Here is a 12,860-nt window from a genome sequence, read left to right as displayed (position 1 = left end):
TGTTCCGTCCGGCGCCTGCTTCGGGCGTCCGGTATCTGCCTTCAATCTCACCCCGCCGGCGCACACCCCTCGAGCTCCTTCGCCAGCCGGTCGGTCTCGGCCAGGAAGGGCGCGATCTTGCGCTTGAAACGGAAGCGGATTTCCATCGCCTTGACCTCGAGGTTGCCACGTTCCTCGAAATAGCTGTCCATCGCCTTGGTCATGTTCACGTCGTAGTTCTCTGCCGCCATCACCACGCCGACGGCTCCGTTGAACGCGCCGAGGAAGCCGGCACCCTTCGGGTTGGGCCCCTTGATCCCCTCCTGGATCAGGCCGGAGGTCGAGGTGATGCTGTCCGCGAGAAAGCGCACCGTGGCCCTTGATTTCTCGTCGGACGGGGCGGAGGCGAGGTCTGCGCCGAACTTGCCCGTCTTTGTCACCTTCTGCGTCGCGAAGGCCAGTGCCGCCGCGTCCGCCGGATTGCCGCCACCGGGCACCATCCTGCCGAATGGCAGATGCTTGGCCCCGAGGTCCGCGCCTTCGATCGCCGCCTGTCCCCAGGACTTCTGGCCCATGTAGACCTCGCCCCCCAGCTTCACCGTGTCTATGGCGGTGATCCCGGCCTTGGCGGTCGCTTCAACCTGTTTCAGTCCCATCATCCCGGCAATCGACGCCCCGAGGTCCAGAAAGGCCGTGCAGGTATCGCGCACGATGTTGGCGGTGAAGAGGCCTGCGTTCAGCCGCATCATGTACTCGACATGTGCCAGCTCCTCGTCCATGCGCTTTTCGGCGGCGCGGATCGTGCGTTCGATGTTGGCCACCTTGTCACGCAAGGCCCCGCAGCTGGCCGGGCTCAATACCCCGATGCTGTGGTTGGTCCGAGCCCCGATCGGGCTCTCCGCAAGCTTGATCGTTCCGCCACCCATGATCGACCTCATACGCTATGAAAAGACTTGACAAATTGACTTGGCGGAAAGCCTAGAGAGCCTCCCAGAATTTGTCCACCGCTTCCTTGAACGCCGTCACTGCCGCCGGCACCACCCGCGGGGCAGAGACGACGGAACTCCGCGCGGGGGCGCTGTTCATCTTGCGGTCGGCCCAGTCGGTCAGGTCGCGGATCGTCTTGTCGCGCAGGAAGGGGTTGGCGTTGACCACCCCCGAACCCATCACCGCCAGCACCGTTGCCGACGGATCCGCTCGCAGCGCCACGTCCGCCCCCGCCGGTCCGAGGAAGTGGGCAAGGTACAGCCGCCCCGACGTGATCTCGTGCCGCCGTCCGCGCAGGAAGGCCTCGTTCTCGCGGGCGAGGTTGGTGACCATGGTGCGGCTCATCCCCGGATCGAAACGCAGGTCCAGAAGCTCCTGCTGGCTGAGGCTCTTGACCAGGTCGGGCCGGTAGGTGCGCATCATCCGAAGCCAGGTGGAGTCGATGAACTGCCCCAGTCCCGTCGCTGTCGACCGTGTGTTCTTGGCGCGCGCATTGCCCGCGCTTTCCACCTGGATGATCCGGTTGACCAGCGCCTCCACCGCACCGCCGCCGCCCTGCGACGCGCCAAGTGTCAGCGGATCGACCGGTGTGCCGTTCATGATGATCTCGAAATGCAGGTGCGGCCCGGTGGACCGGCCCGTGGTGCCGACAAAGCCGATCAGCTGCCCCGCATCCACGCTCTGCCCCTCCTTCAGTCCCGTCGCGAACTTGTCGAGGTGGGCGTAGCGGCTCTGCACCCCTCCCGGGTGGTCGATGTAGACGATGTTGCCGTAGCTGTCCGACCGGTTTGCGCGGGATATGCGACCGCCGGCGGTGGCGTGCACCGGCGTGCCCGTCGGTGCGCCCCAGTCGACGCCGTTGTGGTTGATGATCCGTCCCAGCACCGGATGCATGCGCGGGCCGAAGCCGCTGGTCTTGGTCCCCGCGACCGGCACCACGAAACCGGGACCAAGCCCCGCGCCGCCGCCGGAAATCCCGCCGGTCCCGTTCGGATCGAAACATTCGAACAGGCCTGCATCGTCCGCCCGCGTCACCACGTAGCAGTCCAGCGAAATCTGCGGCCCCGAGAGCGAGGCATAGAGGATCCGCCCCGCAGGCGCCCCCTCCGACCCGGTCTTGTAGAGCAGGCGGAACCGGTCTTCCTCACCCGCGATCTGGTCAAGGTCCTGCACCCGCGCCAGCATCACCATCATTTCCCCGACGAGGTCCGAGGGCACCCCGTTGCGCAGCGCGGTGGTGTAGACCGCATCCTTCAGCCGCACCTCTCCCCGTTCGCTGCTGCGCCGCTGCGCCCGCCCGGCCTTGAGAAGCAGGTTGTCGTTGAACCACGGATCGGAGGCGAGGTCGAACCGCCCCGGCCCCGGCTGCGCCATACTGACGAGGTATCCGGTCGGGGCATAGATGGACAGCTGCAGGATCTGCGCGCCGGGCCGGGTTTCGGTCATCCGGATCGCGACCAGCCCCCCGGCGACCAGCGACACCATCGGGCCCGGGTCCCTGCCCGCCTCTTCCGCCCGGCGTGTCAGGGCCTGCACCGTGCGCTCGGCCTCCTCCGTCTCGACCCCGAATTCCTCGAGCACGGTCTTCAGGTCCTTGTCCGCGCTCAGCCGGGTCACGTCGTCACGGAACAGCACCGACCGCGCCTCGCCCGGGATGGCGCCGCGCTCGGTCGTGGTGTTCTCGATCACCGTCTCGACATAGCTGACCTCGGTCGAGCCGGTGCCGTCCCCGCCCAGAACCTCGCCCCAGCTTGCATCCCCGTCCTGCACTGTGACGATGGAACCCTCCTCCACCTCTCCCAGGTCCTCGACCGGGGCGGAGTCCGCCGGTTCCGACTCAAAGGCCGTCGCGCGCCGCGCCTGGAAGGCGGCGAGGTCCGCGCTGGAAGACGGAATGGTCAGCTGCACCTGCTGCGACGCGTCGAGCAGCGTGTCGTTCAGCGCCACCACCTCAGTTCCCGCGCGCGCACGGTCTGGGTCGAGAGGGGCCGACAGGATCATCTTGCGCCCGCCCCGCCCCGGCCCGGTCGCCAGCGTCAGGATCATCGGCTCGCCGCGAATGTCGAGGAACACATCCGCCGCAGCCGCCGCCACGGTGATGCCTGCATCCGCCGATTCCTGCGTCTGCACCAGTTCCTCGTCGTCGCCAAGGCCCCCGCCGTCACCCGCGTTTCCGGACGCATATTCCGGATCGCCCGGACCGCCGAACATCATCACCCCGCCAAAGCCAAGCAGCCCAAGCACCGCGACCCCGCCCAGCACCCGCCGGACCAGTCGCCATTGCCGCCGCCGCCGCCATTTCCTGCCGGAGCCACGGAAACTGGGGTCGACGTCATAGCTCATGCGGGATCAGGGCGGCGGTTCCGGGATGGTCCGGACCAAAGCTGGGGAAACCTGCCCTGCACGTCCCCGCCCTCCGGTCCTAGCGCAGAACGCCCGTTCCAAGCCGACCGAGCCGGCCGGTGTTGGTCGCAGGCTTCGCCGCCGGAGCGGGCGCTGCACGCGGGGTCGACTGCCGCGCCGTCGATGTCGCGGCGGGACGGGATGAGGTGGACGACGATGCCCGCGGCGCGGGGCTGGCCGCCACCGGCACCGGGCAGTCCACGTCGCCGTTCAGCAGCACCGTGCGGAACAGTTCCGGCGTCGCGTCCTCCTCGGTCCGCGTCAGCCCGTTGTCCAGCGTTTCGAAGTAGCTGTCGACGGAGCGGCGCGATCCCGGACCCCACTGGCCGTCGATGCCCATGCGATAGCAGCTCATCCGCGCCATTTCGGTCTGCAGCGCGCGGGCTTCCTCACCGACCGGCGGGTCAAGATGGCCGCCCTCTACCAGCTTGCGGAACATCTCCGGGTCCTCGGCGCGCATGGCGGCGCGCTTGACGAGATCGTCGAAGGCAAAGCCGAACTGGTCCACCGTGGCGGGAAGCAGCGTTTCCACGCCGAAATCTTCCTCCGCGCCTGGATCGATCAGCCCGACGATGATCGACGGCTGCGGCCGCCCCGGAGCAACCTTGAGCGCCGCGCGCTGCAACGTCGCCCCGCCAAGACGCGGCGCGGCAGCGGGAGCTTCGTAGGCGGCGAAGAGCACGGGTTCGGCCGCGACCGGCCCGGCGGCATCCACGTCCATCAGGATCGGTTCGATCACCAGGTTCTGCGCCGCAGCCTGCCCCGCCAGCACCGGCAGGGTGACAGCGGCGACAACACCGCGCAGCAGGTTCGGCAGGGGGTTCGGCACGCTTGGTCCTCTGGCAGGTCCCGGATCGGGGTTCGCGCCGAGTATAGGCCGCGAGGTTCTGTGCAGCAAGCGAAGCGGACGCCCTAGCGAGCCGGTTCGCTCAGATAAAATGTCCAGCGTTCCGACCGGCGGGTGTCGACCTCGTAGAACTGTGCCGGGATGTGGCCGTTGACCAAACAGTCCTCTCCGCCGCGCAGGCGGAATTCGCCCGGATCGATGCACATGGTCGTGTCCCCTGCCAGCACCGCCTTGTTGAAGACGTCGCGCGCAAAGACATAGACATAGCGCGCGGTCAGCGTGTGTTCGATCAGATTGGCGCACTGGTTCGGCCCCACGGTCCACCAGCCAGAGCTTTCCCATTCATCCACGTCCCACTGTCCGACCGCCACGTTCACCACGTCGAGCGTCTGGTTGCAGAACTGGAAATTCGCCCGTGCCGACTGCGGCGTCCCGGCAAGCAGCACCGCCAGAAAACCGCCGAATATGGCACCGGAACGCGCGGAAATGCGCCGCTGTGACTCGGACGCAACGCCCCCGAAATGCGCAAGCCACTGGAAATAAAGGAACTTCACCATCGACGGCAATTTTCCGCTACGGAATTTGATTTTTTCCGGTCTTTCCGGAATCGCCAATGTGGAAACAGGCCCTGTGCATGCTATATTGTAGACCATGATACGCACGCTCTTCATATCCTCCACCCTGATCGGCCTGTCAATTGCAGGCGGCCTTGGTCTGTCTCAGGCACACAGCACCGCAATGGGCTTTGGCGCACTGGGCGGGGACGTGACCGTATCCTCCTACCGTGACCTGCCGCGTGTCGAAACCGAACGCACCTCCGCCTTGGCGATGCCCAAGGCGGATCGCGCCGCACCGACCGCAAACGCCCCGCGCCTGGTCGTGCAGGCGCCCGGCCAGCTTCCCGCCGTCGACCGCAACAGCCTTGATGCCGCTGCGCAGGACAACGGCAGCCAGATCGTCGCCGCGTCCAAGCGCCCGCTTGCGCGGACTGGGTCCGAAATGACCGTGGCCGAAGCCGCCGCACCCGCGGTGTCGGGCAAGCGCGTCACCACTTCGACACAGGGCGTGAAACCGCGTCCGGTCTACGTCGCCCCGGCGACTTACGCGATGGTCAAGCCGGTCGATGTGCCTGCCCTGCCGGTCGACACCCCCAAGTTCCTCGTCGGCGTCTACCGCTGACCGCGTGATCCGGGGGATGCGCCCCGGCCTCGCAGACTTCGCGATCCCCCTGATTCCCCAAATCCGCTGTTGACTCGTTTAGGGCCGCTGACCCTAATTGCCCCCGAATGCGTTTGCTTTGAAGGGGATTTCATGTCGAGCCGCCCGCCCAGTCTGCCGCTTGCCCTTGGCCTCGCCTTGATCGCCGCAGCGCCCGCCCCCGCACAGGACACCACCGCGACCGAGGGGCTTGTCCTCGAACTCAACCGCATCAGCGAAGGCGGCGACGGCACCTGCCAGATGGTCTTTTTCGGCCAGAACAACCTGCCCGACAGCCTTGCGGAGATCACCCTGCGCCTCGCCGTGATTGACGCGAACGGTGTGTTCCAGAACATGCTGGCCCTGCCGCTTGGCGCGCTCGACACCGGCAAGCGCCGGTTTGCACAGTACAATCTGCCGCTGGCCTGCGCCGACATCTCCGAGATCGTGGTGAACGACGTCGCCACCTGCAAGATTGCGGGCAGCGCGGAGGACAGCGGCGCCTGCCTTTCGGGCCTCACCGTTTCTTCCCGCACCGACATCGCCCTCGGCCTCTGACGCCGCCCTCACCGTATTCCCGCCGGACCCTTCATGACCCTGACCGTTTTCCAGCTTGCCTCCTACCTCGTTTACGGAACCCTCGCGATCCTGTCGCTATTCGCCCTCTCCATCGGCCTGTTCAAGCTGATCCAGTTCGCGCGTCTCGGCGTCGGACGCAGGAAGGAGGCCGAGAAAATCCTCGACGACTGGCTCAACGGCCGCGTGGACGACGCGATCCGCAGCGCCGGGCGGCGGAAGTCCGTGCTCTCCCGCGTGCTTCAGGCGGTTTTCTCCGGCATCCAGGCGCGCCCGAACGACGTCAGCTATGCCGAGGAACTGTCGCGCCAGACCGCGCTGATCGAACTCGCCTCGCTCTCCGAACGGATGCGCTCGCTCGACATGGTGGTGCAGGCCGCGCCGATGCTGGGGCTGCTTGGCACCGTGGTCGGGATGATCGACGCCTTCTCCGTGCTTGCCGTGACAGATGGCGCGGTGGACCCGACGCTGCTTGCTTCGGGCATCTACGTCGCGCTCACCACAACCGCCGCCGGGCTGGCCATCGCGCTGGTTGCCTTCTTCATTGCCACCTGGCTTGAGGGCCGCATCGACCGCGAGCGCAACCTGATGGAGGCCCTGATGTCCGCCGCCATCTATGGCCGCGTCGATCCGAACGCCAAATCCGCCTGACGCGCAGCCGATGAGCGGACTCGGATCAGCCCTGCCGGAACGCAAGCGCAGCTACCGCTTCGCGCTGACGCCTCTTGCCGATGCGATGTTCCAGCTGCTGATCTTCTTCATGCTGTCCACCAGCCTCACGCCCTATTCGCTGATCACCCTGCGCACCGCGTCGGAACCGGCGGCGGAGAACTCGGGCGTCGCAGGGTCTGGTGACGCCCCGGCCAGCCAGCCCGCACAGCGCGGCGGGCGCGTGACACTCTGGACGCTTGGCAGCGGCACCGTCACCACCGGCGGCCAGACCTACGAAACCGACCAGCTCCCCGATCTGGCAGAGGCGCTTGGCAGCCAGGACGACCCCGGCGCCGTCGTTCTCATCATCGGGACGGAGGCCCGCGTGCAGGACGTCGCAACTGCCATGCAGGCGCTGCGCGGGGCGGACGTCACCAATGTCCAGATCACCAACGGGGGCGGCTGATCCATGACCACCCGCCGTCTGCCCCTGCCGCGTTCCAAGGCCCAGGTCGATGCCTCGCTCGCCATCGTGAACATCGTGCTGCTGCTGATCTTCTTCTTCTTGGCGACCGGCGGCCTGATCAACTCCGGCGCCATCGAGATCGCCCTGCCGGAGACGGAGGAGCTGCCGCTCGACATGCTGCCCAAGCCGCTGATCGTCGTCGGGGCGGACCGTAGCATGACGCTGGACGGCGTGGCGGTGGAACCCGGCACGCTTGGCCCCCTTCTGGTGGACTTCCCGACGCTGCACGTTCTGGCCGACCGCGACACCTCTGCCGCCACCGTGCTCTCCGCCATCGCGGCGGAAGACCTCGTCGCGGTCGAGATCAAGCTGGTCACCGTACACCGGAACGCCACGGTCGGAGCGGGGGCGGCGGAATGAGCTTCCTGCCCTACGGCCGCGCACGATTCGGCGACTGGCTGTCCGCTGTTGGCGTTTCGGTTTTGACCCACGGCGGGATCGTCGCACTGCTGCTCACGGCCTCCGTCCCGCTGCTGCCGACGATCCGGCCCGAGGACTCTGCGGAAGGCGATCTGATCGTCAGCCTCGAAATCCTCGACGCCGTCATCGCATCCGATCAGGATACCGACGACCTGCCACTGACGGAGCTTGAGGAAACCACCCCCGACACGCTCGCCCCCGTCGACCCCGACACTGCAGAGACTCTGGCGCCGGAAGAGCAGATCGCCGAACAGCCCGCCGAAACGCTGGAGACCGCGCAGGAGGAGACGCTGCTGCCCGAGGAGACGGAGCCGGAAGACCCCGAAGCGGTGGCCGAGGCGGAGCCAGAGGTGACTGAGCCCGAGGTAACGGAGGCCGAGCCGGTGGACGCCGAAGACATCGCCCCCGTGGAGCCGGAGGTGGCGGAAGCAGAACAGGTCGCGCCCCAGACCCCGCCCGAGACCGTCCCCGAAACGGCAGAGGTGATCGAAGAGGCGCCGGAGCCCGAACCGGCTCCCGAGCTGACACAGGCGGAGCCCGATACCGACACCCGGCCCGAAATCCTGGCAGAGGTCGCGCCCGAACCTGACGCCCCCGAACCGGAAGTGGCGCAACCCGAATCGCCCATCCCCGCGCAGCCCGATCCCGACGACCTGCTGGTCGACGACCTGAACCCGATCGACGACACGATCCTCTCCCCGCTGGCCGAAGGCGGTGCTGCGGTGGCGGACCTCGCGTCCGAGGCCTCGGATCCCGCCGTCGTCCTGCCCGATCCGGTCGCCCCCGAACCCGAGCTGACGCCGGAGGTGCAGGAGGAGGATTTCGCCGCTCTGGTCATACCGGAGGAGACACCCGCCCCCGACGCCCCGTCCGAAACACCCGACACCGCCGCCCTGCCCCTGCCCGAAACACCCGCCACGGAGCCGGAGCAGACCCCGGAGCCCGAGGTCCGGGCAGAGCCAGAGCAGCCCGCCGATCCCGCGCCCGACCAGACCGCCGCCGCCCCGCGCCCGGCGCCGATTGCCAACCCCACCCCCGCCGCGCTGGCCGTAGGCCAGTTGCTGCGTACGATCCGCGCCACCCCGGCCCCGGACTGTGCCCTGGCCCTGCCCCGCCGCTCCGGCGACGGCGGCGTCGGCGTGTCTTTCATCGGGACGGACGAAGCCGCACTCGACAACTACGCGCAGCGCGTGCTTGCCGGGCAGACCGAACCGCCCGCCCAGTCCCGCGAACGCATCGACGCGCGCCAATGCGCCGCCCTGGACGTAGTGCGCGCCGTCGCCTCATATCCTGCCAACCGCATCGGACTGGCGCTGGACTCGACCCAGCTGTCCAGCGGTGACTCCCTGCGCGGGCGCATCATCGGGGCCGGAGGATTGTTCATCACGGTCCTGCTCATCGACGATAACGGCGTGGTGCAGGACCTGTCGCGTTTCATCGAACTGGACGGCGATACGCCGGTGCTGGACGCGCCTGTTTCGCGTTCGGGCGAAACCCGCTCAACCCGGCAGATCCTGCTGGTGCTTGGCACGCGCGATGTGCCGCTGGACCTCAGCGACCGGATCGGAGACCTCGCGGACAGTGTCTTCGCCCCGCTCGACCGTGCGCTGCTACAGGACGCGGTCTTTGGGCTTGCCACCTTCGATGTGCGCTGACGGGCGCTAGCGCGGCACTTCAAGGAAACCGATGTCCACCGCCCCGGCGCTGTCGCCGGCAAGCTCGCGCCCGATCAGGTCCATGGCATCCGCCGCCGCCGTCCCGTCCTTGAGAGCGCCTGTCCGCGTCAACGGCCGGTCCGAAGCGATGGTGACCAGCAGGTAGGTCCCGGGCTGCGCGGCGGGCATCCGGAAGGCGAATTCCCTTACCCCGTCGACCGGCGGCTGGACCTGTTGCGTCAGCGCGAAGATCCGCCCCGTCGGTGCCACCAGCGCAAGCCAGAGCGTCCGGTCCCCCGCCCCCGTGACGGTGCCGACGATGCCCTCGGTCTTGCTCTGCCGGTCCGGATCCAGCGCCAGTTCCACCGCCGGGGCGGTGGTGCCCTGAAAGATCCGCGCCAACCTTGGCACCGAACACTGTACCGGCAGCACCTCGCGCAGGGTCATCTGCGGCTGGTCCCCGAACCGCCCGGCGTAGTCGAGATCCAGCGGCCCGGTGGCAACGCCGGTCCCCGCGAAGGCCTCGATCCCGCCAGCCAGCGCCCCGCCCTCGCGCAGCGTCGCATAGGCGCAGTCGGTGTCGGCCAGCGCATCGGCAAAGAAGGCGCCCGACGTGCCCTCGGCCCGTTCCGGCCCCCCGTTCGACGAACTCTCGCCCGGCGCCGCCGCGCCGCCAAGCAGCGCGGACCCCTGCGACCAGAACAGCGCCCCGCCGATGCCGAGCGCGCCGATGACGACCACGCCAAGCAGCAGCCCCATGCCGCCGCGCCGCTTTTCGGGCTCCGGCTCCGGGATGACGGTCGGCCCCTGTGTCGCCCCGCGCTGCGTGCCAAAACCGGTCTGGGTCATCCCGGTGATCCCGGCAGCCGGCGAATGCTGAAGCCCCGGCACCTGCACGTTGGTCTGGGTCTGCGCGGTCCGCGGCATCGCCGTCATCTCGGTCGTGCCAAACTGGCTGCCCCCGGCGATCGCCTGCAGCGCCTGCTTCACCTGCCCCATGTCCGGCATCCGGTTCTTCGGATCGGGCTGGAGCATCTGGTAGAGCAGCGACTGGAACTCTGCCGGAACGCCCGACAGGTCAGGCACCTCCTCGCGTTTCTTCACCGCCTCCACGATGGAATACCCCATGGGGGCGGCCACCCCGGTGGCGGCGATGATCATGAGCAGGCCAAGCGAATAGACATCCGACCGCGCATCCGCCTCGCCGCCGTAGGCGCCAAGCTGTTCGGGCGACACGTACTTCAGCTTGCCCGCGAATTCGTTGCCAAGCGTCACATCCTTGATCCGGGAGGAGCGCGAGATGCCGAAGTCGATCAGCACCGCCTTGTCGATCTCTCCGTCCTGCAGCATCACGTTGTCCGGGGACAGGTCGCGATGTACCACCCCGATCTCGTGAGCGCGCTGAAGACCGTCCGCCAGCCGGATGAAAAGACGGCAGATTTCCGATTTCGACAGTGGCCCGACATCGCGGATCCGGTCTGACAGCTTGGTGCCCTCGATGAACCCCATCACAAGGGCGTGCAGGTTCAGCCTGTCATCGGGGGGCACATAGGCAAAGTAGCGCACGATGGCGTCGTGATGCAGCTGGCGCAGGGTGCGCGCCTCGCGGCGGAACATGTCCGCCACCTTCTGCTCGTCTGCCATTTCAGGCAGGATGACCTTGATCGCCACCGGCTCTCCGGTCGCGATCTCTACGCCCCTGAACACCCGACCCATGCCGCCCTGGTCGAGCGACTGTTCGACCTGATACATGTTGTTTATGATCGTGCCGGGTTCGAGCACCCGCAGCGGTTCACTGACCGGCGGCGCGGCAGGCGCGACGGGCGGCACCACCGGCGGCACGACAGGAGCCGCGGGCGGCACCTGCGACGCGGCACCGGGCGGCGTGCTCTGCCCGGACGGGTCCGAGGGCGCACCGCCGCCGGCGGGCGGAGGCGGCGACATCGGGCTGTAGGTCGTACCCTGCGGCGGCGTGGCGGGACTGTAGGTCGATCCGCCCGCGATGCGCGTGCGGTCGTCGTCCTCTTCCTCCGGCACGGGCGCGCCGGGACGCCCCGGCATCGGCACCAGCAGCGTGCGGTCGCCGTCGTCATCCTCGGGGCGCGGCGGCGGAGGAGGCTGGGTCTTGTCCTCGCTCACAGCAGGCCTCCGAACTCGGGGAAGATGCCTTCCACCGTCTGCTCCGGCGGTTCTCTCCGGTGCGCCTGCATGATGACCACCGACACGTTGTCCTTGCCGCCCCGGTCGACAGCACCCTGCACGAACCGGCGGGCAAGCACGTCAAGCGCGCCGCCCTCGTTCAGCACGCTCTCGATCTCCGGGTCCTCGAAATATTCCGTCATCCCGTCCGAACAGATCAGGAAAAGATCGCCGTCCGCAACCAGCCCCTCGCGGATTTCATATTCCGGCGGCTCGGTGACGCCGATGGCGCGGGTGATGACGTTCTTGCGGGGCCAGTTCGCGGCCTCCTCCGGCGTGATCGCGCCCGCGTCCAGCAGCGACTGGACCTCCGTGTGGTCCTTGGAGACCCGTTGCAGCAAACCCTCGCGCAGGCGGTACACGCGGCTGTCGCCGGACCAGACACAGACATAGGCGCCGTCCTTGACAAGCAGCGCCGCCAGCGTGGACCCGATCGCCCCGCGGCCAAGCGTCATGGAATGCGCGAGGATTGCGGAATTGGCCTGTGTCAGCCGCTGCAGGAACCGCTGTTTGAGGTCCTGCCGCGACACCGCCCGGCCAACCGTGGCGGCCTGCCCGGCGATGGTCTGGCTGGCAAAATCGCCCGCCGCGTGACCGCCCATGCCGTCGGCCACGAGCCAGATCCCCGCGTCGTCCGAGGCATAGTGCGAATCCTCGTTCACCGACCGCACCCGGCCCACATCCGTGGCGGTGGCAGAGTCGAAACGGAATTCGGCAAACGGATCACTCATGAACGGCCCCCTGTTCCGGAACGGCGGCCCGCTGCCGCCCGGTAATCAGCCAGCGCAGCGAGTCCGCGTCCGGCAGGCCCGGCGCGCCAAGCCACCCGGCTTCGTGCGTCGCATCCGCGCCCTGCCACCAGTGCGACCGGGCCAGCTGCGCCTGCTGTGCATCCGCCGCCCGCGCATCCGCCAGCAGCCGCGCAAGGTCGCCGTCCGCCCGCTGCGCCCAGAGCGTCGTGTCCTGCCCCGCCTGCCAGGCCGCGCCCGCCGGTTCCGGCACCTCGAAGCCGGCCAGCAGGGTCTCTGCCCCGCGCGGCCCCGTCTCGGGCATCCGGAACTCGGACACATGCCGCCACAGCGCATCGTAAGGCGCGTCGTCATGCGCGCGGTGCACCGGCGGCGGCACCACAACCCCGGTCAGCCCGAAGATCAGCGGATAGCGCCGCCCGACCTTGTCCTGCGAGGCGATGAACAGCCCCATGAGCGGCGCCTTCAGCACCTCCGGCCCGATCCAGAACCGCAGCACCGGCGCGTTGCGCCAGGCGACCTCCCATTCGTCGCCCAGCCCCTGCTTGAGCACGGGCAGCACCTCTTCCAGCCAGCGATCCAGCACGACGAAGACTTCGTGCGGCAACCCATGGGCGAGGAAGTCGCCGAATGCCGGATGCTTGCCGTAGATCACCGCGCTCATGCCCGCA

Annotated in this window: 13 protein-coding genes; 6 read left to right on the top strand and 7 right to left on the bottom strand. The window is 68.3% G+C overall.

The window, feature by feature from the left end:
• Positions 1-47: 47 nt before the first annotated feature.
• The 4 genes from IEV87_RS04395 to IEV87_RS04380 all read right to left on the bottom strand — a co-directional run bounded on the left by IEV87_RS04395 (position 48) and on the right by IEV87_RS04380 (position 4,773).
• Positions 48-905 carry a hypothetical protein gene (locus tag IEV87_RS04395; protein ID WP_188476453.1) on the bottom strand — a complete coding sequence of 286 codons (858 nt, stop codon included), beginning with the start codon at positions 903-905 and terminating at the stop codon, positions 48-50.
• 52 nt (positions 906-957) lie between these two features.
• On the bottom strand, positions 958-3,309 hold the full coding sequence (locus IEV87_RS04390) for a peptidoglycan DD-metalloendopeptidase family protein (RefSeq protein ID WP_188476452.1): 2,352 nt from the start codon (positions 3,307-3,309) through the stop codon (positions 958-960).
• 79 nt (positions 3,310-3,388) lie between these two features.
• Entirely contained in the window at positions 3,389-4,198 is an 810-nt protein-coding gene (locus IEV87_RS04385; RefSeq protein ID WP_188476451.1) for a hypothetical protein, read from the bottom strand.
• A gap of 83 nt (positions 4,199-4,281) precedes the next feature.
• Positions 4,282-4,773 (bottom strand): DUF1036 domain-containing protein, encoded by a 492-nt coding sequence (locus IEV87_RS04380; RefSeq protein WP_188476450.1) that lies wholly within the window; start codon positions 4,771-4,773, stop codon positions 4,282-4,284.
• A 94-nt stretch (positions 4,774-4,867) separates the two neighbouring features.
• Here IEV87_RS04380 and IEV87_RS04375 point away from each other — a divergent pair, with 94 nt between their 5' ends.
• From IEV87_RS04375 to IEV87_RS04350, 6 genes are all read left to right on the top strand, one after another.
• Positions 4,868-5,395 carry a hypothetical protein gene (locus IEV87_RS04375; protein ID WP_188476449.1) on the top strand — a complete coding sequence of 176 codons (528 nt, stop codon included), beginning with the start codon at positions 4,868-4,870 and terminating at the stop codon, positions 5,393-5,395.
• 132 nt (positions 5,396-5,527) lie between these two features.
• Positions 5,528-5,971: a hypothetical protein gene (locus tag IEV87_RS04370; RefSeq protein ID WP_188476448.1), complete on the top strand. Its 444-nt coding sequence runs from the start codon at positions 5,528-5,530 to the stop codon at positions 5,969-5,971.
• A 33-nt stretch (positions 5,972-6,004) separates the two neighbouring features.
• Positions 6,005-6,640, top strand: a complete 636-nt coding sequence (locus tag IEV87_RS04365) for a MotA/TolQ/ExbB proton channel family protein (protein ID WP_188476447.1) — start codon at positions 6,005-6,007, stop codon at positions 6,638-6,640.
• Between the two features lie 10 nt (positions 6,641-6,650).
• Positions 6,651-7,106 carry an ExbD/TolR family protein gene (locus IEV87_RS04360; RefSeq protein WP_188476446.1) on the top strand — a complete coding sequence of 152 codons (456 nt, stop codon included), beginning with the start codon at positions 6,651-6,653 and terminating at the stop codon, positions 7,104-7,106.
• Positions 7,107-7,109: 3 nt separating this feature from the next.
• Complete coding sequence (locus IEV87_RS04355; protein WP_188476445.1) at positions 7,110-7,526, top strand: ExbD/TolR family protein; 417 nt, start codon at positions 7,110-7,112, stop codon at positions 7,524-7,526.
• Positions 7,523-9,241 carry a hypothetical protein gene (locus IEV87_RS04350; protein ID WP_188476444.1) on the top strand — a complete coding sequence of 573 codons (1,719 nt, stop codon included), beginning with the start codon at positions 7,523-7,525 and terminating at the stop codon, positions 9,239-9,241. The genes IEV87_RS04355 and IEV87_RS04350 overlap by 4 nt, the downstream gene beginning before the upstream one ends.
• Positions 9,242-9,247: 6 nt before the next feature.
• Here the strand turns inward: IEV87_RS04350 and IEV87_RS04345 are convergent, their stop codons facing one another.
• The 3 genes from IEV87_RS04345 to tagF are packed head-to-tail and all read right to left on the bottom strand — an operon-like array spanning position 9,248 to position 12,853.
• A complete protein-coding gene (locus IEV87_RS04345) occupies positions 9,248-11,380 on the bottom strand; it encodes a serine/threonine-protein kinase (protein WP_188476443.1) in 2,133 nt (710 codons plus the stop codon).
• Positions 11,377-12,171 carry a PP2C family protein-serine/threonine phosphatase gene (locus IEV87_RS04340; RefSeq protein WP_188476442.1) on the bottom strand — a complete coding sequence of 265 codons (795 nt, stop codon included), beginning with the start codon at positions 12,169-12,171 and terminating at the stop codon, positions 11,377-11,379. Before IEV87_RS04340 ends, IEV87_RS04345 begins: the two co-directional genes overlap by 4 nt.
• The gene (gene tagF, locus IEV87_RS04335) at positions 12,164-12,853 is read right to left on the bottom strand and encodes a type VI secretion system-associated protein TagF (protein WP_188476441.1); all 690 of its coding nucleotides are present in this window, start codon (positions 12,851-12,853) and stop codon (positions 12,164-12,166) included. The genes IEV87_RS04340 and tagF overlap by 8 nt, the downstream gene beginning before the upstream one ends.
• Positions 12,854-12,860: the final 7 nt, after the last annotated feature.

Origin of the sequence: Primorskyibacter flagellatus, assembly GCF_014638275.1 — a bacterium.
In the GTDB taxonomy this organism is placed as follows: domain Bacteria; phylum Pseudomonadota; class Alphaproteobacteria; order Rhodobacterales; family Rhodobacteraceae; genus Pseudooceanicola; species Pseudooceanicola flagellatus_A.
This window is presented reverse-complemented; position numbering and strand designations above follow the sequence as displayed.

Bases quoted from the DNA above. Each gene is read 5' to 3' on its own strand.
- IEV87_RS04360 (WP_188476446.1), top strand. From the start codon at position 6,651: ATGAGCGGACTCGGATCAGCCCTGCCGGAACGCAAGCGCAGCTACCGC.
- IEV87_RS04365 (WP_188476447.1), top strand. From the start codon at position 6,005: ATGACCCTGACCGTTTTCCAGCTTGCCTCCTACCTCGTTTACGGAACC.
- IEV87_RS04350 (WP_188476444.1), top strand. From the start codon at position 7,523: ATGAGCTTCCTGCCCTACGGCCGCGCACGATTCGGCGACTGGCTGTCC.
- IEV87_RS04355 (WP_188476445.1), top strand. From the start codon at position 7,110: ATGACCACCCGCCGTCTGCCCCTGCCGCGTTCCAAGGCCCAGGTCGAT.
- IEV87_RS04340 (WP_188476442.1), bottom strand. From the start codon at position 12,171: ATGAGTGATCCGTTTGCCGAATTCCGTTTCGACTCTGCCACCGCCACG.
- IEV87_RS04390 (WP_188476452.1), bottom strand. From the start codon at position 3,309: ATGAGCTATGACGTCGACCCCAGTTTCCGTGGCTCCGGCAGGAAATGG.
- IEV87_RS04395 (WP_188476453.1), bottom strand. From the start codon at position 905: ATGGGTGGCGGAACGATCAAGCTTGCGGAGAGCCCGATCGGGGCTCGG.
- IEV87_RS04375 (WP_188476449.1), top strand. From the start codon at position 4,868: ATGATACGCACGCTCTTCATATCCTCCACCCTGATCGGCCTGTCAATT.
- tagF (WP_188476441.1), bottom strand. From the start codon at position 12,853: ATGAGCGCGGTGATCTACGGCAAGCATCCGGCATTCGGCGACTTCCTC.
- IEV87_RS04370 (WP_188476448.1), top strand. From the start codon at position 5,528: ATGTCGAGCCGCCCGCCCAGTCTGCCGCTTGCCCTTGGCCTCGCCTTG.
- IEV87_RS04380 (WP_188476450.1), bottom strand. From the start codon at position 4,773: ATGGTGAAGTTCCTTTATTTCCAGTGGCTTGCGCATTTCGGGGGCGTT.